General features: G+C 64.4%; 14 protein-coding genes and 2 riboswitches. Of the genes, 10 read left to right on the top strand and 4 right to left on the bottom strand.

Annotated features, from left to right (window positions below):
* Positions 1-40: 40 nt before the first annotated feature.
* Positions 41-117: riboswitch (cyclic di-GMP riboswitch) on the bottom strand.
* Between the two features lie 333 nt (positions 118-450).
* A complete protein-coding gene (locus GS_RS12625) occupies positions 451-891 on the bottom strand; it encodes a c-type cytochrome (RefSeq protein ID WP_010943151.1) in 441 nt (146 codons plus the stop codon).
* Between the two features lie 231 nt (positions 892-1,122).
* Here GS_RS12625 and GS_RS12620 point away from each other — a divergent pair, with 231 nt between their 5' ends.
* The gene (locus GS_RS12620) at positions 1,123-1,461 is read left to right on the top strand and encodes a hypothetical protein (protein WP_010943150.1); all 339 of its coding nucleotides are present in this window, start codon (positions 1,123-1,125) and stop codon (positions 1,459-1,461) included.
* Positions 1,462-1,573: 112 nt separating this feature from the next.
* Positions 1,574-4,195, top strand: coding sequence for a bifunctional diguanylate cyclase/phosphodiesterase (locus GS_RS17710; protein WP_010943149.1), 2,622 nt, complete (start codon positions 1,574-1,576; stop codon positions 4,193-4,195).
* A 48-nt stretch (positions 4,196-4,243) separates the two neighbouring features.
* Here the strand turns inward: GS_RS17710 and GS_RS12610 are convergent, their stop codons facing one another.
* The 3 genes from GS_RS12610 to GS_RS12600 all read right to left on the bottom strand — a co-directional run bounded on the left by GS_RS12610 (position 4,244) and on the right by GS_RS12600 (position 7,657).
* Positions 4,244-5,170: a class I SAM-dependent methyltransferase gene (locus GS_RS12610; RefSeq protein ID WP_010943148.1), complete on the bottom strand. Its 927-nt coding sequence runs from the start codon at positions 5,168-5,170 to the stop codon at positions 4,244-4,246.
* The gene (locus GS_RS12605; protein ID WP_010943147.1) at positions 5,167-5,931 is read right to left on the bottom strand and encodes a glycosyltransferase family 2 protein; all 765 of its coding nucleotides are present in this window, start codon (positions 5,929-5,931) and stop codon (positions 5,167-5,169) included. Before GS_RS12605 ends, GS_RS12610 begins: the two co-directional genes overlap by 4 nt.
* A gap of 109 nt (positions 5,932-6,040) precedes the next feature.
* Complete coding sequence (locus GS_RS12600) at positions 6,041-7,657, bottom strand: tetratricopeptide repeat protein (protein WP_010943146.1); 1,617 nt, start codon at positions 7,655-7,657, stop codon at positions 6,041-6,043.
* A 278-nt stretch (positions 7,658-7,935) separates the two neighbouring features.
* On the opposite strand from GS_RS12600, the gene GS_RS12595 reads away from it, so the two are divergent.
* From GS_RS12595 to GS_RS12560, 8 genes are all read left to right on the top strand, one after another.
* Entirely contained in the window at positions 7,936-9,801 is a 1,866-nt protein-coding gene (locus GS_RS12595; protein ID WP_010943145.1) for a sensor histidine kinase, read from the top strand.
* Positions 9,770-11,464 (top strand): sigma-54 dependent transcriptional regulator, encoded by a 1,695-nt coding sequence (locus GS_RS12590; RefSeq protein ID WP_010943144.1) that lies wholly within the window; start codon positions 9,770-9,772, stop codon positions 11,462-11,464. Before GS_RS12595 ends, GS_RS12590 begins: the two co-directional genes overlap by 32 nt.
* Before the next feature lie 894 nt (positions 11,465-12,358).
* Positions 12,359-13,306 carry an NHL repeat-containing protein gene (locus GS_RS12585; protein ID WP_010943142.1) on the top strand — a complete coding sequence of 316 codons (948 nt, stop codon included), beginning with the start codon at positions 12,359-12,361 and terminating at the stop codon, positions 13,304-13,306.
* A 139-nt stretch (positions 13,307-13,445) separates the two neighbouring features.
* Positions 13,446-13,526: riboswitch (cyclic di-GMP riboswitch) on the top strand.
* Between the two features lie 25 nt (positions 13,527-13,551).
* The gene (gene omcS, locus GS_RS12580; RefSeq protein WP_010943141.1) at positions 13,552-14,850 is read left to right on the top strand and encodes a c-type cytochrome OmcS; all 1,299 of its coding nucleotides are present in this window, start codon (positions 13,552-13,554) and stop codon (positions 14,848-14,850) included.
* A gap of 110 nt (positions 14,851-14,960) precedes the next feature.
* The gene (locus GS_RS12575; protein WP_010943140.1) at positions 14,961-16,253 is read left to right on the top strand and encodes a cytochrome c; all 1,293 of its coding nucleotides are present in this window, start codon (positions 14,961-14,963) and stop codon (positions 16,251-16,253) included.
* Positions 16,254-16,335: 82 nt separating this feature from the next.
* The gene (locus tag GS_RS12570; protein ID WP_235044895.1) at positions 16,336-19,443 is read left to right on the top strand and encodes a fused MFS/spermidine synthase; all 3,108 of its coding nucleotides are present in this window, start codon (positions 16,336-16,338) and stop codon (positions 19,441-19,443) included.
* Complete coding sequence (locus tag GS_RS12565) at positions 19,440-20,753, top strand: cytochrome c (RefSeq protein WP_010943138.1); 1,314 nt, start codon at positions 19,440-19,442, stop codon at positions 20,751-20,753. Before GS_RS12570 ends, GS_RS12565 begins: the two co-directional genes overlap by 4 nt.
* A gap of 26 nt (positions 20,754-20,779) precedes the next feature.
* Positions 20,780-22,228 carry a YncE family protein gene (locus GS_RS12560; protein WP_010943137.1) on the top strand — a complete coding sequence of 483 codons (1,449 nt, stop codon included), beginning with the start codon at positions 20,780-20,782 and terminating at the stop codon, positions 22,226-22,228.
* Positions 22,229-22,262: the final 34 nt, after the last annotated feature.

Here is a 22,262-nt window from a genome sequence, read left to right as displayed (position 1 = left end):
ACAAAAAAAGCCGGGCCGCCGCCCTATCGTGGTGTGATAGTTCGGCAACCCGGCTGTCTTCGTGAGACCCTGTGGGCTTTCCGCCCCATCCTCGCGGATGGTTTAGTAGTATCGCTATCGCCAGCTTACTGCTCTGGTTAATTGATACACTTTTGTATCAGATTAGAAACTCTGTGTCAAAAACAAAAGCGTTCGGAGTGCAAAATAATGACGATTGCACATGTTGTAGCATTTTGGTTCAGCCGTGAAGAGAGCTCCACGCCTGAAAAGACGCCACTTTTTGCTGTTGTCACCGGGACACCTGGATTGAGTTGAGATGCCATTGATCCGATTTCCAGCACCCCTGGATCCCGCTTTCGTGCGGGGTGTTTTCTCCGAGAGGCCCCCGTGCCCTCCCGTCAGGGCAGGGGGTGTCTTCGGGGCGGGAACGTGGCGAATGGGTGACGTAATTTACTGCTTGGTGAGACCCATCACGTAGCCGACCAGGGTGTCGATTTCAATTTCCTGGAAGGCGGCTCCAAAGGCAGGCATGCCGTTGGGGCGTCCCTTGACGATGCTTTCCCGGATTGCCTCGGGGGTTCTGCCGTACTTGAACTGGGCCTGGTCGAGTGCCGGTCCGCTGCGGCTCCCCGCGCCGTTGCCGTCCGTGCCGTGGCAGCTGGCGCACCGCTTGTTGAAGATGGCCCGTCCCATGGCGGTTTGCTGCTGGCCGCTCATCCCCTCGGGCATGGCGGCCGGCGCCCCTGCCTGCGGCGTCCCGGCGGACGGCGCGGGTGCCTGCGGTGCCTCCTTCTTCGAACAGCCGGTTGCGGCAAGGGCGGACATCACTGCCACAAGAACGGCGGCCCGATGCAGGTGGCGGCATTGGGCACTGATAGCTTTTGAAATCATGGCGTACCTCCGTTTGGTAAATTACATCTCATGAAGTATAGTGAGAGCCGGTGGTCTGTCAAGGGGATGGCCGTCAAGGGCCGTTTCACGGCACACTGCCGGGGAAAATCCGGACAGGGCAATGGGTGCGATCCGGAAAAAGAATAGTGTCCCTCGCCAGCGGCTCCATTCGGTCTATACTACTTCCAGGGACTTCACGGAAGGCCGGATAACGATAGGGGGAGGTGTTGCATGCGCCAGTCAATCGCACACACACTAGCGGGTACCGCGGCCAGGAGCACACTTGCCGTCATGATTGCCGTGGTGCTCGGCTTCGGACCGGACGCTGCCCTGGCCAAGCGCGGCGGCCGCGACGACAATCGGACGGAATTCTACGGCATCGTCCAGGAACGGCCGGAACAAGGGCTGCACGGCACCTGGGTGATCGACGGTCGCACCGTTGCCACCGACTCCCGCACGGAATTCGACCAGTCCGAGGGGCGCCTGGATGTCGGCAGCTGCGCCAAGGTCCACATCCGCAACGGCCGGGTGCACGAGATCGACAGTGAGCCCATGGGGCACTGCCGGTGAACCGGTGGCGCGGTTCCGCTCCCGGCGGGGCTCGCCGCCGACCCTGCCGTAAGTTGAGACATAGCGATTATTTTTCCTCAAGAACTCTCTATGTTCATCCGAAAAATGGTATATGGTTGCGTTCTTCACACAGTACAGCCGCCCCGCGAAAATCCTGCTGGGTATCACCGGTCTGCTCCTGGCGATTCTCCTCGTTCTCTTTTTCGGCGTACGCCACATTCTGGTCGACAGTTTCACCGAGGTGGAGTCCCGGGACATGTGCAAGAACGTGGAGCGGGCCACCAGCATCATCGCCGACGAGCTGGACAAGCTCTCGACGATCTGCACCGACTATTCGGGATGGGACGACGCCTACCAGTTTGTCCGGGACCGCAACAGCGACTTCATCGCCTCGAATCTCACCATTGAAATATATCCCAAGCTCCGGCTGAATGCCCTGGTGTATCTCAATTCCAGGGCGGATGTGGTCTACGGCCGGGGGTTCGACAGAGCCTCCGGAAAGTACGAACCGCTTCCCGCCGGCCTGGAGGAGCACCTGAAGCCCGGGGCGAAGCTCGTGTCCCTCACCACCCCGGACCAGCACGTCTCGGGCATCGTGACCCTGCCCGAGGGCCCGTTCCTGGTTGCGGCCCGACCCGTGCTCACGAGCAAGTATGCCGGTCCGGTGCGGGGTGTCCTCGTGCTCGGCCGCCTGCTCGACAAAGAAGAGGTGATGCGGCTCTCGGAGACAATCCACATTCCCCTGGAGATACACACCGCAGACGATGCTACGCTTCCCCCCGATTTCGCGGCGGTCCGGGGCGAACTGGCACAGGGGGCGCCGGTCGTTCTGCGCCGCGCCGACAGCAAAATGATCGCCGGCTATGCCGCCATTCCCGACATCTATGGCAAACCCGCCCTGCTTCTGAGGGTCGACGCGCCCCGCAGCATCTACCAGGAGGGGAAAAAGGCCGTCACCTACTTCCTGACCTGGTTCGCGGTGGTGGGGGTCTGCTTCGCGTTTATCATCAACCTGTTCTGGCGCAGGCTGCTGGAGTCGCTGCAGCAGGGCCGGCGCTCCGAGGAGCGGAACCGGCTGGTGGTGGAGCGGACCAACCAGGCGATCCTGTTGCTGGAGCCGGGGGCGGGGACGATCATCGACGCCAATCCGGCCACCTGCGTCCTGCTCGGCTTCTCGCGAAACGAACTGACCGGGGCTGACATCCACGCGCTCCTGAGCGGTCCCGTCCAGGAAGTAGATAGCGAACTGGAGCGTTGCCTCCGGGAAACGCGGGAGCTGAGCCTGTGTCACCGGGACGGCGCCGAGCTCGTTGTCGAGGCCATGGCCACCCAGGTCCCCCACGGGGACGATCAGGCCCTTTGCCTCATGTTCCACGACATCACCGATCGCCGCCGGTTCCAGGAGGAGCTCCTGCACCAGGCAACCCACGACACCCTCACCGGGCTCCCCAACCGCTCGCTTCTGGAGGACCGCCTCAATCAGGCCGTCGCTGGCGCCCGCCGCCGGGGGCAGATGGTGGCGCTCCTCATGTTCGACCTGGACAACTTCAAGGTGGTCAACGACACCCTGGGTCACACGGCAGGGGACCAGCTCCTGCGCAGCGTGGCGGCCCGCATCCGATCCTTCGTGCGCAACTGCGACACCTTTGCCCGGCTGGGAGGGGATGAATTCGTCATCGTCCTGACCAACCTGACGCGGATGGATGATGCGGTCACCGTGGCCGAGAGCTTCCGCAACCTCCTCGCCATGCCGTTTTTCCTGGGCGGGCGGGAGATATTCATTACCGCCAGCATGGGCATCTCCCTGTTCCCCGACGACGGCGACACCATGGAAGCACTCATCAAGAAGGCCGATACGGCCATGTACCACATCAAGGAAAGCGGCCGGAACAGCTTCCAGTTCTTTGCCGAGGAGATGAACCAGAAGGTCAATGCCCGCCTCACCATTGAAACTGGGCTGCGCCGGGCCCTGGAGAAGGGGGAGATGCTCCTGCACTACCAGCCCCGCCTGGAACCGGGCACCGGCGCCGTGGTCGGCATGGAGGCGCTGGTCCGCTGGAACAGCCCGGACATGGGGTTGATCTCGCCCGCCGACTTCATCCCCATCGCCGAGGATTCGGGGCTCATCGTGGAAATCGGGGACTGGGTCCTGGCTACCGCCTGCTGCCAGGCGCTGGAATGGCACCGGATGGGCCACGATTCCCTCCGGGTGTCGGTCAACATCTCCGCCCGCCAGTTCGTGGGCCACGACTTCGTGGACCGGGTGGTGCGGATCATCGAGCAGAGCGGGCTCTCCCCCCACTTTGTGGAGCTGGAACTGACCGAGACCGCCCTGACCCACAACGTGGACGAAACGGTCAAGATCATGAACCGGCTCCGGGAGCGGGGTATCACCATCAGCATCGACGACTTCGGTACCGGCTACTCGTCGCTCAACTACCTGAAGCGTTTCCCGGTGGATGTCCTCAAGATCGACAAGTCGTTCATCGACGATATGGTGAAGCGGCGGGAAGATGCGGCAATCGTCGCCACCATCATCGGCATAGCCCACCACATGCACATGAAGGTGGTTGCCGAGGGGGTCGAGACCGCCGAGCAGATGAAGCTGCTGATGGAGGGGAACTGCGAGGAAATCCAGGGCTTTTACTTTTCCCGCCCGCTGCCGCCGGAGGAGTTCGAGAGGTATATCGCCGGCCGCACGGTGCCCCTGTTGCCGGCCGCGCCGAGGGAATGAACCGGCCCTCCCCCCTGTCGCGACGATCGGACACAGTGCCGCGCACCCTCACGTGCGCGGCGTTTTTTGTGCGACCATCACCAGGGTGCCGCCCCGCCCCAGGAGCGTTTCCCCGATCACCAGCAGCGTCGCGGCCGGCGCGAAGAGCACCGCCAGCAGGAGGCTGATCAGGGTGAGAGCGCCGTGCTCGCCGCGGCGGCGCCGGCCGGTCAGGGCGGCAAAGAGGATGTTGGGCACCGGCAGCAGCGCGTTGAGGGCGCTCTGGAGCCACCCCATCAGGTCATACTCGAACTCGTGGTGCATGGTTCGGACGACCGCGCATCCGTCGGCGGCCAGGAGCCGCCCCAGGGACCCGTGGTTGAAATGGTAGAGATGTCTCGGCACGTCCAGGTGCAGCCAGTGGCGGCCGAAAAACCCGCATTGAAGCCCGCCGGCATCCGGCACGGCCACCACCAGCACCCCGCCGTGGCCGAGCATGGCGGCGAGCCGCGTCAGGAGCCTCCCGGGGTCCGTCATGTGCTCCAGGCTGTGCCAGAGGGTGATGCAGTCGTAGGGGATGCCGTCGTCGGCGGCATCCACGCTGCCGCGCACGTCGAGCCCCGCCTCCCGGGCCGCGGCCGGGTTCAGCTCGGTCCCCACCGTCCGCCAGCCCCGCTGTCCCGCCTCCAGGAGAAACGTCCCGTCCCCGCACCCCACATCCAGCAAGCGCCTGCCCGCGCCGTCGCCCCCGCAGGCGGCGGTTACCCACCGGATGCGGCGCCGGGCGCACCAGGCAGCGGTCACGCCGTGCCGGCCCCCGTGATAGGCTGCCCCGTAGTAGGGTGCCATGTCGGCGGGGTGCGGCTCCGTGTGTCCCAGGCCGCACCTGCCGCACCTGGTGAGGTGAAACCGTTCGCCGGTCTGGGGATCGGCAACCCCCTCCAGCCAGGGGGCCAGCGGCCCGCCGCAGGCCCGGCACGCGGAAAGGCGGGTCATTGCGCCGCCGCCTGATCGTTGCGGGGGGTGAATCGCCCGGACCTGATCAGGCCCATCCGCGCCAGCCTGAACTCCAGGGCCGTGCCCAGGACCCCGAGGCCGTAGATGACGCTCCGCCGGAAATTGATGGACGAGGCATCCTCGAAGTACTTGGTCGGGCAGCTCAGCTCGCCGATCCGGTAGCCGTGCCAGATGATCTGGGCCAGCATCTGGTTGTCGAAGACGAAGTCGTCGCCGTTGGCGTCCAGGGGGAGCTGCTCCAGCACCTGGCGGGAAAAGGCCCGGTAGCCGGTATGGTACTCGGACAGCTTGTGGCTCAGCAGCAGGTTCTCCACCAGGGTCAGCACCCGGTTGGCCACGTACTTGTAGAGCGGCATGCCCCCCTTCAGGGCGCCGATGCCCAGGATCCGCGAGCCCAGGACCGCGTCGAATTCGCCGTAGGCGATCATGGCGGCCATGGCGGTGATCAGCTTCGGGGTGTACTGGTAATCCGGGTGGACCATGATCACGATGTCCGCGCCCAGGTCCAGGGCGGCCCGGTAACAGGTCTTCTGGTTGGCGCCGTAACCCTTGTTCCGGTCGTGAACGATGGTTTTGATCCCGAGCCGCTCGGCCACCTGGGCGGTCCGGTCGCGGCTGGCGTCGTCCACCAGCAGCACGTGGTCAACGTGCTCGAAGGGAATCTCGGCGTAGGTCATTTCCAGCGTCTTCTCGGCGTTGTAGGCCGGAAGCACGACAACTATCCTGCGTGAATTGAGCATGTAGGCACCGGGTCGGGGCCGCCGGCGGCGAAATGGCCGGTCGTGCCGCTTCCGCGCCGGCAGCGGCCGGAGACGGAAGGTTGGGGTGTCGGGGAATGCGGTGTTCCGGTCAGGGCGCAGGGGCAGCCCCCGCCGTGCCGCGGAGCTTCGCGAGCCGCGCCTGCACCTCGGGCACGTACTCGCCGTACTCCACCGGCACGTAACGCAGGAAGAGCTCGTACTGCTCCGCGGCCCGGGCCGGCTCTCCCTGCATTTCATAGATGCGGCCCAGGTTGTAGCGGGCCATGACATTGGCGGGATTGGCCTCGACCGCCGCCAGATAGCGGGCCTTGGCGCCGGCCAGGTCCCCCTGCCGCGCCGCCAGGGTCCCCAACTGGGCCAGGGCCCCGGAGTGGCGCGGGTCGATCCCGACGGCGCGCTCCCATGCCGCGCGGGCGCCCGCCGTGTCCCCCCGCTCGATCAGGGCCGAGCCCAGATTGAAATACCCCTCGGCGGAGCGGGGGTCGGTCTCGACCACGCTGGCGAACAGGCTGACGTCGTCGCGCCAGTCGCGGTTCCGCTCAACGGCCACCAGGGCCAGGAGCAGCGTGATGCTCCCCACCACCCCCCAGCCCACCCGCGCCCCCCACCGGTCGAACAGCGGCCCCCCCAGCACGGCCCCCGCAACCAGGCAGAACCCGGCGGCGGGCAGATACATGAACCGTTCGGCCATGGGGTAGCTGGGGATGGGCACGATGTTGGCGACCGGCAGGAAGTTGACCCCCAGCCAGAGCAGGCCGAAGCGGGCGGCCGGGCCGCCCCGGCGCAGGAGCAGCCACAGGCCGGCCGCGATGACGAGCCATGCCGGCACGAGCCAGGGGGCCGACGCCCAGCCCGGCGGCACCTCATGAAAGATGGTGAGCCCGGCCGGGAAAAGGAACAGGGCCAGGTAGCGCGGAATGACATAGAGATTGCGGACCAGGCGCTGGGGAAGCTCCGCCGCGGCCATGCCGGTGCCGAGTACCCCTTCCAGGGCCGCAGACCGCATCAGAAGGTAGATGGCAATGGCGGCAATATAGGGGAGCAGCGACAGCCACGGCCGGAAAAGGTCGCTTTCCCTGTCGCCGGTACCGTGAAATGGCCGGATCGCGTAGAGGAAGACGGGGACGATCACCATGAGGGCCGTTTCCTTGCTCATGAGTCCCAGGAACAGCAGCAGCGCGCCGGCCGGGTGCCACGGCCAGCCGCCGGTGTCCCGTCCCCGCAAAAACGCCAGGAAGCAGGACAGGGCAAAAAAGAGGGCGATGAGGTTGTTGCGCGCCGAGATGAAAGCAACCGTCTCCACGTTGATCGGGTGCACCGCGAAGAGCAGCGCGGCCGTCAGCGCGGCCGGTCCGGCACTGAACAGGCGCCTCCCCAGCTGGTAGACGAGCAGGACGTTCAGCGCGTGGAGCACCATGTTAACCGCGTGGAATCCCGCCGGATTCATGCCGAACAGCCGGAAGTCCAGCAGGTAGGATGCCCGGTTGAGGGGCCGGTAGTAGGGTTTCACGATATCGGGCGACAGGAGGATGTCGCGCAGGCTGGTGAAACTGCGGGTGGCCGGGTTTTCCACGATGATGTAGCCGTCGTCCCAGACAAAACCGTTGGCCAGGGTAACGAGATAGACCCCCAGGGCGACCGCCGCCAGGATGAGGGGCGGAAGCAGGGGGTGGGTGCCCGCGGCAGGGGAGCGGGAAGTGTCCATGGTGGTGTGACCTCGTGTGTGCTGAGCTGGGCAGTTGTTCACGGCTTTCAAGTTGAGTGCCATTTCGGTGACGGCCCGGAAAGGAGGTTTGTAGAATTTGTTTCAGTTAATTTGTCGCCGGCTGGCATGGATATTGTTTGTTAATCACGGGGCTCTGCACGGCGCAACTGGTTGTTAGCTGATTATCATCATTTGGGGTGTGACACACATAACTGTATTGTTATAAATTGCATATATTGTATTTAAAATGTAATGTTGTTTCGAGTCCCGCTTTGTCCATGCGCAAAATCAGCCTGAAAGCAAAAATCGTCACGATTGTGCTGCTGGTCTTTTTCGGCGTTGCACCGGCCACCTCCTATTTCGTCATCGGTTACTTCAAGGACCGGTTACAGGAGTCGATCCAGAACCAGCAGGTCATTCTGGTGAGCCGGACCGCGTCGGAGCTGGATTTCAAGATATCCTCCGCCCAGAGGATGCTTGTATCCGTGGCCCTGAGCATCCCCGAACAGGTCGTCCGCGACCCGCGGGCAGCGGAGCGTTTCCTCTACGAACGCTCGTTCCTCAGCATGTATTTCGACAGCGGCACCTTCCTGCTGAACCCCGGGGGCCAGTTGATCGCCGAGACCGCCTGGAAGCCGAGCCGCGTCGGCCGTGACTATTCGTTCAGGGAATACGTCAAGGATACCCTCGCCACCGGCAAGCCGGTCATTTCCGCTCCCTATGTCCCCCGGACCCTGCACCATCCCGTTGTAATGTTCACCGCGCCGGTGTTCGGCTCCGGGGGCAAGCTGATCGCCATCCTGGCCGGCAGCACCGATCTCTATAAGGATAACCTCCTGGGCGATCTCTCCACCGCCCGGATCGGCTCGCTGGGATACTTCAGCCTCTACGACCACGAAGGGGTGGTTATCATGCATCCGGTGCGTGAGCGGATTTTCAGCCCCGCGGACAAGCAGGCCGAGGGTATGACGGCGCGCATCGCCCAGGCGAGACGCGGCGCCAATGTCCAGGGCGAGCTCGGACAGCGGGACGGCAGCCGGACCCTCTCAACCATGAAGAAGCTGGGCAGCATCGACTGGATCCTGGCCGCTTCATATCCGGTGGAAGAGGCCTACGCGCCCGTGCAGCGCCTGGTCCGGCTCTCCTGGTGGATCATGGGCTGCGGCGGCGTCTTTGCCGCCCTGCTCATGTGGATGACCATGAGCCATCTCATCTCGCCGCTGCTCTCCCTCACCCGCCAGATCAGGCAGCTGGGGGCGTCAAACGGCGACCTGCCCATGGTCCGGATCGACTCCAACGACGAAATCCGCGAAACCGCCGAGGCGATCAACGGCCTGCTGGAGCGGCTGCGGCTCAAGGAGATCGAAAAGGAGACGATCCAGAAGGACGCCATGCAGACCTGGCACCTGGCGTCCCTGGGCGAAGTCGCGGCCGGCGTGGCCCACGAGATCAACAACCCCATCAACGGCATCATCAACTGTGCCCAGATCCTGGCGGCGGAGCCGTGCCTCAGCGAGCCGGAACGGGGGGTTGCGAGCAGGATCATCAAGGAGGGGGAGCGGGTGGCGGTCATCGTCCGGAGCCTGCTCTCCTTTGCCCGCTACGAGGGGAGGGAGCGGGTCCCCGCCTATGTGCCCGACATCCTCAACGACACCCTCGAACTGACCAGGGTCCAGCTGAAGCGTGACGGGGTCCAGCTCCACGTGGATCTGCCGTCGGACCTGCCGGCGCTGCTGGTGCACCCGCACCAGATCGAGCAGGTGTTCCTCAACCTCATCAGCAACGCGCGCTACGCCCTGGACAAGAAGTTCTCCGCCGGCGCGGGAGGGGGCAAGCGCCTGGATATCAAGGGAGAAAAGATTATCGGAGATGACGGCGTCTTTGTCCGGATCGAGTTCAGGGACAACGGCACCGGCATCCCGCGCGATGTGATCGGGAGGGTCATCGACCCCTTCTTCACGACCAAGCCTGCCGCTGAAGGCACGGGCCTGGGGCTGAGCATCAGTCACGGCCTGATCTCGGACCATGGAGGGCGACTGAAGGTTGAAAGCGTCGAGGGAGAGTTCACCCGTGTAATGATTGATTTGCCCGTAATGACCTGGGAGGACGAGTATGGCCAGAAGGGTTCTGATAGTAGAGGATGAGGACACGCTGCGGTTCACGTTCGAGCACTTCCTCGCGGCCGAGGGCTATGCCGTCGATACGGCGGCCGATTTCGCGGAGGCGATCGGCAAGGTCGAATCCGCCGACTATGACCTTGTTTTCACCGACATCATCCTGGGCAACGATAACGGCATCGATGTCCTGCGCGAAGTCAAGGAGCGCCAGCCCTCCATCCCCGTAGTGATGATCACCGGCTATCCCAACGTGGAGACGGCGTCCGACGCCGTCCGGCTCGGGGCCTTCGACTATCTCCCCAAGCCGGTCAAGCGCGACGCCCTGCTGCGGGTGGCTCGCATGGCCCTCGAACACAAGGACCTCATGGAGGAGCGGGAGAAATACCGGACCAACCTGGAGGCCATCTTCCAGAGCGTGGACGATGCCATCCTCACCGTGGATCTGGACATGAACGTGGTGGCCTACAACGAGTCCGGGAAATACTTCTTCAGCCTCGCCGCCGAATCCATCGGCAGGCGCTACGTGCCGGGAGAGGGGAACGGCGCGTTCCTCCACGCGCTCACGGAAACCCTCAAGACCAAGCGGCCGGTGGAGACCCAGCGGACCGAATGCGTGGTCGGGGGGAGCGAAAAGCGCGTGGTGAGCCTCAAGACCTCCCCCCTGGTGGACCGGACCGGCACCTTCTCCGGGGCCGTCATGGTGGTGCGCGACGAAACGCGCCTGGATGATCTGGAAAAGAGTTTCGAGGGGCGGGAGACGTTCCACAACCTGGTGGGAAGCAGCCCCCGCATGAAGGAGATTTACGCCTTTGTCGAGTCCCTGGCCGATGTCCCCACTACCGTGCTGGTGACCGGCGAGAGCGGCACCGGCAAGGAGCTCGTGGCGGCGGCCCTGCACTACAAGGGGGGGCGGAGCACCAAGCCCTTCGTCAAGGTCAACTGTTCCGCCCTGGCGGAACCGCTGCTGGAGAGCGAGCTGTTCGGCCACGTGAAAGGGGCCTTCACCGGCGCCATCAAGGACAAGATGGGCCGTTTCCAGAAAGCGGACGGCGGCACGATCTTCCTGGACGAGATCGGCGACATCTCGCCGGGGATGCAGGTGCGGCTGCTGCGGGTCCTGCAGGAGAGGGAATTCGAGCGGGTGGGCGACTCCACCCCCATCAAGGTGGATGTACGGGTCATTGCCGCCACCAACGTCGACCTGGCGGAAAAGGTGCGGATCGGCCAGTTCCGGGAAGACCTCTTCTACCGCCTGAAGGTCGTCCGGATCCACATCCCGCCGCTGCGGGAACGGCGCGAGGATATCCCCATGCTCGTGGAACACTTCCTGGCCAAATTCCGCGGCAAGTTCAAAAAGGACGTCAGCGCGGTTTCCGACGAGGTCATGAAGGTGTTCATGTCCTATCCCTGGCCGGGCAATGTCCGCGAACTGGAACACGTGCTCGAACACTCGTGCATCGTCTGCACTTCCGGCCTGATCACCCTGGAACACCTTCCCTCGGATTTCATGGAACACCATGAGATCCACGGCAACGAACCGGCCACCGAGCGGGAGACCACCCTGCAGGCGATCCGGAAAGCCCTGGAAAAATCCGGCGGCAACAAGGCCAAGGCGGCGCGCCTGCTCGGCATCAGCCGTATCACCTTGTACCGAAAACTCAATGAATTAAAGATTGTTCACGACGAGTAGCCGATTAGGGTGTATCATGTAACACATTTGTTCCTTAACATCTGTGTTACATGATACACTTTTTCAATGAACGGCCGGTCGGAAACGATAAGTGAAATAGCGATAAACGGAATTTAATTTGCGGACAGGAAGACACTAACATGCCGAGATTTATACATTCAAATTCTGATATGTAAGTTTGACACCCCGCATAGTTCACCGTTGCAACGCCCCCGGCAAGACCCTGAAAAGTGTAACATCCCCTAACGAACCCCCCATCATATTCCCCCCACCACCACACCGGGTGTACCCCCCCGGGAACCCCGTTGTTCCCCCCACGGGAAGGCTGTCGGCGCAGGCCGGCCGATTTGCGCCGCAGAAAGGCGAGGGTAGCCCCGCGCGCGGCTCCCGTCGATCCTCTTGCCAAGGCGTGGCGGGCATCCCGATGCACCGGCCGTCCCCCTTGTTCCGCCGTCCCCGCGCCCGCAGCGGCCCTCGATCCAGCCCGGCGGGCCGCTCCCGCGTTCTCTCGCTCCATGCGTAAGTGTCACGCGCCGGTTTCGTGCCTGACGCACCCCTTCCGGTGACTTCACCGATACCTTCGGCCACCCGGGCGGCTCGGCAGAAAGCCAGTCAGGACAGGTGGTTGTGCCACATGGTCCGATCCGGTAGTGGTTTTACGGCCAAATAGCAGTGCGTTTTCGCCAAATGGCCGCGATTTGCCCGGTTGCTTTCAACAAAAAATCTTAATTATTTTAAAAAGCGAACAATTACCGTTAGATACAAATTTGTTACCACTGTTAAAAAATGCTTAGGCATGCGCTGTGCTAAATCACGAGAAAACAAACACATTTTGCTGGCAGTCGCTAGAGGCGAAACTTGATTAACCACCTGTGCAAACATATTGAAACCCGAATGAGACAAATCGGCAACCGGCGTGTAGCACCGCTGGCCATCCTCGCCGCCGTTCTCATGGGTGGACCCACCAATGCGAGCACGGGTGAATTCAAGGTTGCGTATCTGTATAACCTCTCGGACTTCACGGGCACGATTCCGTACAGCCTGGCCAAGATCGCCCTTGATGCGACGGCACGCGAGACCTATGTGATCTCGGGCGAGACGGTCAAGGTATTCAACAACAGCGGCATGGAAGTCTACCGGTTCACCAACACCATGGAGTCCGGGATCGTGTACGACGCCGCCATCGACGAGCAGGGTCGGATCCTGGTCCTGGCCTACAACAACGGCACGCCCAGCCTGCTCCTCTGCAACTACCGGGCGGAACCCATCAAGCCCATCGAGTTCAAGGGGCTGCCCGAGAAACTGGCCGCGTTCAAGCCGAACCGGCTCATGCTGAGGGACGGCAAGATCTGCCTGGTGAGCCTGGGTTCCATGATGGTCGTGATGCTCGATCCGGAAGGGAACTACGTCAAGCATATCGATCTGGCCGAAGCATCGAGCGTAACCGAGGAAGACCGCCTCAACACGGGCATCGGCGCAGTGGCCTTCGATTCGGACGGCAGCGTGCTCTTTACCTCGCCGGTCACCGGTAAGGTGTTCAGGATCTCGGCGAACGGCACGGTTGAATCCTTCGGCAAGCGGGGCAGCGCGCCGGGCAAGTTCGGAGTCCCCACGGGGATCGCGGTTGACGGCCTGGGCAACTACTACATCTCCGACAAGCTCAGATGCGCGATCCTGGTGTTCGACCGGCAGTTCAAGTTCATCTACGAGTTCGGCGGTCGCGGTGACGCCCCCGGCAGTCTGGTGGGCCCCGACGACCTGGCAATCGATGCCGAGGGGAAGCTTTACGTGGGTCAGCTCGGCAATCGCGGAGTAAGCGTATTCAAGGTAACGCACGACTGATCGCGAGTCGTAACTCAGGCCGGCATCCCGCCTTGGAGGGGAGGTGGAGGGACCACAAAACGCTGGGGATGCACTGAAGACCATTTTGTATTGCATTGCAGGCACAACACTCACGAGCCGAAAGGCGAAACCAAATTTCCTCCGAAAAGAGTAAACCCATCGCAAGGTGGGGACACAAAGCCGACGGGTGCCGCTGGAGCGGGACGGCCGGGTTGCCGGAGAAACCAACCAAAATGGAGGAAATGATGAAAAAGGGGATGAAAGTAAGTCTTTCCGTGGCAGCAGCAGCACTTCTCATGAGCGCCCCCGCGGCGTTCGCTTTCCACTCCGGCGGCGTTGCCGAGTGCGAAGGGTGCCACACGATGCACAACTCGCTGGGCGGCGCAGTCATGAACAGCGCCACTGCCCAGTTCACCACCGGCCCCATGCTGCTCCAGGGCGCCACCCAGAGCTCGTCCTGTCTGAACTGCCACCAGCACGCCGGTGACACCGGTCCTTCCAGCTACCACATCTCCACCGCTGAAGCTGATATGCCTGCCGGTACCGCTCCGCTCCAGATGACCCCGGGCGGCGACTTCGGCTGGGTGAAGAAGACCTACACCTGGAACGTTCGTGGTCTCAACACGAGCGAAGGCGAGCGCAAAGGCCACAACATCGTTGCCGGCGACTACAACTATGTTGCCGACACCACCCTGACCACGGCCCCGGGCGGTACCTATCCGGCCAACCAGCTTCACTGCTCCAGCTGCCACGATCCCCACGGGAAGTATCGTCGTTTTGTTGACGGCAGCATCGCCACCACCGGTCTCCCCATCAAGAACAGCGGTTCCTACCAGAACAGCAACGATCCCACCGCGTGGGGCGCCGTTGGTGCATACCGCATCCTGGGCGGCACCGGCTACCAGCCCAAGTCCCTGAGCGGTTCCTATGCCTTCGCCAACCAGGTACCGGCCGCCGTTGCTCCGTCCACCTACAACCGGACGGAAGCTACGACTCAGACCCGCGTTGCCTACGGCCAGGGCATGTCCGAGTGGTGCGCCAACTGCCACACCGACATCCACAACAGCGCGTACCCGACCAACCTGCGTCACCCGGCCGGCAACGGCGCCAAGTTCGGTGCTACCATCGCCGGTCTGTACAACTCCTACAAGAAGTCCGGCGACCTGACCGGTACCCAGGCTTCCGCCTACCTGTCCCTTGCTCCGTTCGAGGAAGGCACTGCCGACTACACCGTGCTCAAGGGTCACGCCAAGATCGACGACACCGCGCTGACCGGCGCCGACGCCACCAGCAACGTGAACTGCCTCTCCTGCCACCGCGCTCACGCTTCGGGCTTCGACAGCATGACCCGCTTCAACCTGGCATACGAGTTCACGACCATCGCCGATGCTTCCGGCAACTCGATCTATGGTACGGACCCCAATACCTCGTCCCTCCAGGGCCGTTCGGTCAACGAGATGACCGCTGCCTACTATGGCCGTACTGCTGACAAGTTTGCTCCTTACCAGCGCGCTCTCTGCAACAAGTGCCACGCCAAGGACTAATCTTGCCACAATCTGATGTTGTGTGATTCCGCCGGGGTCCGCCTGAAAGGGGGCCCCGGCACCTCCTTACCGCCAACCGGAGTCCGACACAGATCGCCAGGAGGTATTTTATGAAACGCTTCAAGACTCTTCCCGTCACAGCAGCGGCGCTCCTGGTTCTCGGCGCAACCGGCACGGGATGGGCTTTCCACTCAGGTGGCGTGGCAGAGTGCGAGGGATGCCACACCATGCACAACTCCCTGGGCGGCCAGCAGATGAACAACGCTACTGCCCAGTTCACCACCGGCCCTTATCTGCTCCAGGGGACGGACCAGAGCTCGTCGTGCCTCAACTGTCACCAGCATGCCGGTGACACGGGGCCCAGCAGCTACCACATCAGTACCGCAGAAGCCGACATGCCCGCCGGCTCTCCGCCGCTCCAGCTCACGCCGGGCGGCGATTTCGGCTGGCTCAAGAAGACCTACAGCTGGGTGCCGCGCGCCGGTGCCGCCACGGAGTGGAGCCACGGCGAGCGCAAGGGCCACAACATCGTGGCCGCCGATTACAACTACGTGGCCGACAGCACCATCACCGCGGCCCCGGGGAGCATGAACACCCCCTTCCCGGCCAACCAGTTCAGCTGCATCAGCTGCCATGACCCCCACGGCACCTACCGGATCACCTCACTGGGCGTCCAGGCCAAGACCGGCAAGCCGATCAGGAGCTCCGGCTCCTACGGCGCTGTTCCCGATGCCACCACTGCCGTCGGCGTTTATCGCCTCCTGGGCGGTGCCGGGTACAAGCCCAAGTCCCTGAGCGGCGGCGATGCCTTCATGTTCGCGGCCCCCTACGCCGTGGCCCCCAACAGCTACAACCGCTCGGAAGCCACCAGCGACACGCGGGTCGCCTACGGCCGGAGCATGTCCCTCTGGTGCGCCAACTGCCACGGGCAGATGCACACCACCTTCGGCACCCTGGTTCACCCGGCCGATCAGAACCTTGGCCCCTTCGTGGCCCAGATCTACAACTCGTACAAGAAGTCGGGCAACCTGACGGGCGCCGTGGATACGGCGTTCACCTCGCTGGTGCCGTTCCAGAGCGACAACACCCACGACCTGAACGCGCTCAAGGCCCAGACCACGTCAACTGCCGGCCCCATCTCCACGGACCGGGTCATGTGCCTCTCCTGCCACCGCGCCCACGCATCCGGCTTTGACAGCATGATGCGGTACGGCCTCGGCAACGAGTTCATGACCGTGGCCGATGCGTCAGGCAACCCCGTGTGGCCCGACCCGGTCACCAACGCAGCCCAGGCCCAGGGACGGACCGTTGCCGAAACGCAGCAGGCGTACTATGGAAGACCCCCCACCAACTTCGCCCCGTATCAACGGGTCCTGTGCAACAAGTGTCATGCCAAAGACTGATTCATATGTCATGTAGTTCTGGTCACGGCCGGCCTCCGGCCGGTCGTGGCCGCCTTTTTTCCAGCAATCGATCCACTATCCGGTGAAACACCCCTCGGTTTCCGGCGCCTGTCCGGTCGAGGGGTTTGAGCGTGCCATGCCGATCCTCATTACCGCTCTCATCTATCTGATCTTTTTCCTCTCGGGAGCCACCGCCCTGGTCTATGAGGTCGTCTGGGTCAGAAAGCTCAGCCTCGTGTTCGGCGGCTCGCACCTGGCGGTGACCACGGTGCTGGCCGTGGTCATGGGGGGGCTTGCCCTGGGTAGCTGGCTCTTCGGCCGGCGCGTGCGCACCACCCGGAACCTGCTGCGCCTCTACGGTGCCCTTGAGATCGGCATCGCCTTTTTCGCCCTGCTCTTCATCGCCCTGCTCAACCTCTATTCCCTGATGCCCGCCTACTCCTTCGAGTCGCTGACCGAGCATTCGCACCAGCTGCCCCGCGTGGCCTTGCTCACCCTGCGGATCGTGCTCGCCGCCATCGCGCTCATCGTCCCCACGACCCTGCTGGGGGGGACCCTGCCGGTGCTGGCCGCGTTCATGGTCCGGGGCCGGCGCGCGGTGGGGCGGGGGGTGGCCTACCTCTACGCCCTGAACACCTTCGGCGCGGTGGCCGGCTGTTTTGGGGCCGGATTCTACCTGTTGGGGCGGTTCGGGGTATCGAACACCATGGCCGGCGCGATCACCGTCAACGTGCTGCTGGGCATCGCCTGCTTCGCGCTCCAGGGCCCGGCGGCCCGGTACCTGGAGGCCGGCGAGGATGAGGCCCCGGCGCCCCTGTCCGCTGTTACGCTGCCCGAGGAGAAGGCCCGCATCGGGCTCGTGGTCTGGGGGATCGGGGTCAGCGGCTTCTGCGCCCTGGGGTACGAGGTGCTCTGGACCCGGGTCCTGGGGATCGTGATCGGCACGAATGTGTACGGCTTCACTTTGATGCTGGCGGCCTTCCTGACCGGCATTGCCGCGGGCAGCGGGGCTTATGGCCTGTGGGCCCGCCGCCTCCGGCCGCCCGAGGAGGGGGGCTGTCCCGTGTCCAAGCTGATCGGCGGGTTCGGCGTGGTGCAGATCGTGATCGGCCTCAGCGCGCTGCTGGTGACCATTCTCATCCGCGATCTTCCCACCAGGGTGTTCTTCCTCCAGGACCTCTTCCTGTCGCAAAGCACCGACCTGTTCCGCGCGCGTCAGTTCGCCAATTTCGCCCTGGTCTTTTCCTACCTGTTCATCCCGGCCTTTTTCATGGGGGTGGCCTTTCCCCTGGCCGGCACCCTTGACGCCTGCCGGCGGCGCAAGGTGGGGCATGCCGTGGGCGAGGTGCTGACCTGCAACACGATCGGCGCCATTCTCGGCACCGTGGTGAGCGGTTTCGTGTTGATCCAGGTCTTCGGCATCGAGCGCTCCCTCTACCTGCTGGCCACGGTAAACGCCGGTTTCGGCCTGTTGATCCTGGCGCGCCTGCTGCGTGGCACCCCCCGCAGGCTGGCCACGGCGGGCACCGTGCTGGCTGTGGTCGGCGTCATGGCCGTTGCCGGCACCATGCCCCGGATCTGGGACGCCAAGTACTTTGCCATCTACCGCACCAACCAGCCGGAGGTGTTCAGGACCCCGGACCTGATTGCCGAGGCCAAGCGGCACACCGATGTCCTCTATTACGCCGAGGGAATCCAGTCCATCGTCAGCTCCATCAGGATCAGGGGGGGCTACCAGGCGTTCCTGCGCAACGGCCGGATCGAGGCGTCCGACCACAATGAGAGCCTTCAGAACCAGTACGCCCTGGGTCACCTGCCCATGCTTCTGCACCGCAACCCGCGCAAGGTGCTGGTGATCGGCGCGGGCAGCGGGATTACCCTTGGCGCTGTTTCGCTCCACCCGAGCGTGTCCGAGATGACGCTGGCCGAGGTGGAGCCGAAGGTGCTGGGGGTGACGCGCTCCTTTGCCGCCTACAACCACGGCGTGCTCGGAGACCGCCGGCTGCGGGTGGCGTTCAGCGACGGCCGCAACTACCTGGCGACCACGGGCGAGCGCTACGACGTGATCACCGCCGATCCGATCCACCCGTGGCTGAGCGGCGCCGGCTACAACTACACCCGCGAGTATTTCGAGCTGGCCGCAGAGCACCTGCGGGCCGGCGGCATCATGTGCCAGTGGCTCCCCCTCTACGATCTTTCCGCCGACGATCTCAGGTCGGTGGTCCGGACCTTCCGGCAGGCTTACCGCCACGTCCTGGTCTGGATGACCCAGGGGGATGCCATGCTCATCGGCAGCAACGCCCCCATCCTCCTGAGCGAGGACGAGCTGGCCGCCCGGATCGCCGTGCCGGCCGTGGCCGCCGATCTGGCACGGGTGCAGATGGGGAGCGCCACCGACCTGCTGAGTTATTTCGTCATGGGCACGGCGGGTGCTGACAGGTTCAGCCGTACTGGTAGAATTAACACTGACGACAACCTCTATCTCGAATTCTCGGTTCCCCGTTCCACCGGCAAGTCAGCGCTGCCGGAGGTCAACGTGAACGCCCTTGCCCGGCACCGGGAGAGCGTCCTGGCCTACCTGGACGACAGCGTGCCGCCGGCGGACCGGCTCGCCCGGGAGAACCGCTGGATGAGGCTCGACCGCGCCGCGGCCCTGGCCCTGGAGGCCCGGGCCATCTTCCTGGGCGGGCGCTACGATTCGCCCCGGTTCGGCCTCCTGGTCTCCGAGCTGGAAGGGAACTATGCCGCGTTCGCTCCGTGGCGGTTCCTGCGCAGCGAATACCTGGAGGAAATGGCGAGCAGTCCGCTGCCGCTCGATCAACTGGCATTGGCCTTGCTAGATGAATCTGGTCGCCGGGTCGTCGTGAACGTTGCCGCGGTCATGAGCCGCGTCAGCCGTGAGCTGACGGTGGTTGATTTCGTGGACAGCGACGAGCGGGTGATCATCGGCCAGGCGGACATTAACGGCAGGGGGCGGGATGGCTCGGCCAAAAGGCTGGCCGCCGAGGTGATGGAGGCCGTCCGGCTTGCCTACAACGAGGAGTTGAGCGGGGCGGAGGCGCGCGGCAAGCCGCTTCCGGACCAGGCGGAATTTGTCCGCAGGATGCGGGAAATCATCGCGACCATGACGGGCCGGCAGCACGGCAACCCGTACCCGGCCCAGGGTCGACCCATTAAGGAATCGGCGTGAAAGCACCCAAGGCCATACTTGCGCTCCTGGTCGTGCTGCCGGTACTGCTGCCGGCCACCACAGGCCGTTCCCTCGCCTTTCACGAAGGGGGCGCGGGCGAGTGCGAAGGGTGTCACACCATGCACAACTCGGAAGGGGGCTTCGCGGTGGCCACCAACGGCCGCCCCGTGGGCATGGGCAACCGCTATCTCCTGAAGGGGGGCGATTCCAGCTCCACCTGCCTGAACTGTCACGAGAAGGCGGGGGATGTGGGCCCCACCTCCTATCACGTGAGCACGCCGGGGTTCGAGATGCCGTTCGGGGTCCCGCCCAAGCAGCTGGGGCCCGGCGGCGATTTCGGCTGGCTCAGGAAATCCTACACCTGGATTCCGGCCTTTGGCTCGACGCTTTCGAGCAGCGAGGGGGACCGGCACGGCCATAACGTGGTGGCGGGGGACTACGGCTATCTCCAGGATGCCCTCCACCTGACGGCCCCCGGCGGCAGCTATCCGGCGGCGGGCCTGTCCTGCGTCGCCTGCCACGACCCCCACGGCCGCTACCGCCGCGACCAGGACGGCTCCATTGCGGTCACGGGCAAGCCGATCCGGGGCTCGGGGAGCTACGCCACCGGCGTCGAGCCCGATGCCGCCATGGCCGTGGGCGCCTACCGGCTCCTGGGGGGGAACGGCTATTACCCCAAGTCGCTGGGACCGGCCTTTTCCTTCATCAACGGACCCCCGGCGGCGGTGGCCCCGGCCGACTACAACCGGAGCGAAAGCACCACCGCGACCCGCGTGGCCTACGGCCAGGGGATGTCCGAGTGGTGCCGGAACTGTCACCCGAACATCCACCGGGACGGCAGCGGGGGAGGGCTGGTGCACCCGGCCGGCACCGAGGCCCCCCTGGGCGGCGCCATGGTGGATTACTACAACCGGTACATCAAGACCGGGGACCTGTCCGGCGTGGAGGCCACCTCCTGGCTGTCGCTGGTCCCCTTCGAGGCGGGAACCAACAACTACACCCTGCTGAGGAATATCGTGACGGCCACCCCCACCAAGGGGCCCAGCACCGCGGACGGCACCCCCCGCGTCATGTGCCTCACCTGCCACCGGGCCCACGCCGGCGGCTGGGACAGCGCCACCCGCTGGAACACCAAGACGCCCTACGTGGTCTACAACGGCAAGTATTCACAGGAAGGGGAGGCCTACCAGCCCTACGGCCAGGGGCGCAGCGAGATGGAAGCCCTCAGGGCGTACTATGACCGGCCCGCGTCGCTCTTCTCGCCGGAGCAGTCGACGCTCTGCACCAAATGCCACACGTCCGTGCCATGACCGTGGCAAGGGGATCGGGGAGCACCATGAACGAGAATTCTCCCAAGCGCATGACGTCCCGCGGGGCTGCCCTCCTCATCGTTCTGTGGGTCGCCGTGCTCGCCGCGCTGACGTGCAGCGGCTGCCACGCGCCCGTTGTCGTCACCAAGCCCCAGCTGTTCGCCGAGGGGGAACTGTTCCTCTACCTGGAGCCTTTCCCCCGGGACGCCGGCCGGCTCGACTTCACCGTGGCGGGGGTTTCGGCGATCAAGAGCGACGGCACGGAGATACCCCTCTCCCTCAGGCTGACCGAGGCGAGCCCCGCCACCATGAAGTGGCAGCGGATGCTGGGGTCGGCGATCCTGCCGGGGGGGCGCTACAGCGGCCTGTCGTTCCGGATCTCGGGGGCGGGCACCAAGACCGACGAGGGGCGAATGGCCCTGCTGCCCCCCGAGAAGCCGGTCATGATCGACTTCCCCTTCGTGGTGGAACCCCAGAAGGGTATCCTCATCTCCCTCACGCTGGATGAAGATGCATCGGTCAGCAAGCGCTTCAGCTTCTCGCCGGTCTTCAAGGCCGAGATCCCCGGGCGGCCCCTGTGGGGACTCACGGGCTTCGTCACCAACAAGGGGGCCAACACCATCGCGGTGTTCGACAAGCGGGAGGCCCGGGTCACGGAGTTCATCGAGACCGGGCGGGCGCCGGCCGGCATCGTCTTCGATCAGGCGGCGCGCCGGGCCTACGTGGCCCTGTCGGGCGACGACGCCATCGAGGTCATCGACCTGATGGCCGACTATTCCCTGACCCGCATCCGGCTCAGCATCGGCGACGGCCCGGTCGAACTGGCCCTGACCCCCGACGGCAGGACCCTGCTGGTGGCCAACAACGGCTCCAATACGCTCAGCTTCGTGGACCCGGCCTCCCAGTCGGAACTGGCCCGGGTCATCGTGGGGAGCAGGCCCGGCGCCGTGATCGTGGACCGGCTGGGACGCACGGCCTACGTGCTCAATACCCTGTCCAACTCGGTGTCGGTGGTGGACATCGCGCGGCGCGCCGTGGTCGCCACGCTGCCTACCGAAACCTCGCCCCTCTGGGCGCAGCTGAACCGGCGGGGCGACCGGCTGCTGGTCATCCACGAGCTTTCCCCCTACCTGGTCGATATCGATCTTACCAACAGGCTCGTCGCCAAGCGGGTTTACGTGGGGATGGGGGCGCGGACGATCAAGATCGACACGTCCACCGACCAGATCTACATCGCCAAGCGGAGCGACACCGTGATCGACGTCTTCGACCCCTTTTCGCTCCTGCCGGGCAATTTCATCTCCGGCGGCGGCAGTCCCTCGTACCTGACCATCGACGGCGAGCACAACAATCTCCTGGCCCTCCTCTCCGGCGTGAAGCGGCTGCAGTTCATCGGCCTGGTGGGCAAGCGGGAGGTGGCGCAGATCGACGTGGGCGACGAGCCCTGCCGCGTGGTCGTGGCGGGCGAAAGGTAAGGCGTGGGCAACGGGATGCGGATACTCCACGGGT

It is taken from the genome of Geobacter sulfurreducens PCA (assembly GCF_000007985.2).
GTDB lineage: Bacteria > Desulfobacterota > Desulfuromonadia > Geobacterales > Geobacteraceae > Geobacter > Geobacter sulfurreducens.
This window is presented reverse-complemented; position numbering and strand designations above follow the sequence as displayed.

Coding starts and splice junctions, on each gene's coding strand:
- GS_RS12595 (WP_010943145.1), top strand. CDS start 7,936: ATGCGCAAAATCAGCCTGAAAGCAAAAATCGTCACGATTGTGCTGCTG.
- GS_RS12585 (WP_010943142.1), top strand. CDS start 12,359: ATGAGACAAATCGGCAACCGGCGTGTAGCACCGCTGGCCATCCTCGCC.
- GS_RS17710 (WP_010943149.1), top strand. CDS start 1,574: ATGGTTGCGTTCTTCACACAGTACAGCCGCCCCGCGAAAATCCTGCTG.
- GS_RS12590 (WP_010943144.1), top strand. CDS start 9,770: ATGGCCAGAAGGGTTCTGATAGTAGAGGATGAGGACACGCTGCGGTTC.
- GS_RS12560 (WP_010943137.1), top strand. CDS start 20,780: ATGAACGAGAATTCTCCCAAGCGCATGACGTCCCGCGGGGCTGCCCTC.
- omcS (WP_010943141.1), top strand. CDS start 13,552: ATGAAAAAGGGGATGAAAGTAAGTCTTTCCGTGGCAGCAGCAGCACTT.
- GS_RS12605 (WP_010943147.1), bottom strand. CDS start 5,931: ATGCTCAATTCACGCAGGATAGTTGTCGTGCTTCCGGCCTACAACGCC.
- GS_RS12620 (WP_010943150.1), top strand. CDS start 1,123: ATGCGCCAGTCAATCGCACACACACTAGCGGGTACCGCGGCCAGGAGC.
- GS_RS12610 (WP_010943148.1), bottom strand. CDS start 5,170: ATGACCCGCCTTTCCGCGTGCCGGGCCTGCGGCGGGCCGCTGGCCCCC.
- GS_RS12575 (WP_010943140.1), top strand. CDS start 14,961: ATGAAACGCTTCAAGACTCTTCCCGTCACAGCAGCGGCGCTCCTGGTT.
- GS_RS12625 (WP_010943151.1), bottom strand. CDS start 891: ATGATTTCAAAAGCTATCAGTGCCCAATGCCGCCACCTGCATCGGGCC.
- GS_RS12600 (WP_010943146.1), bottom strand. CDS start 7,657: ATGGACACTTCCCGCTCCCCTGCCGCGGGCACCCACCCCCTGCTTCCG.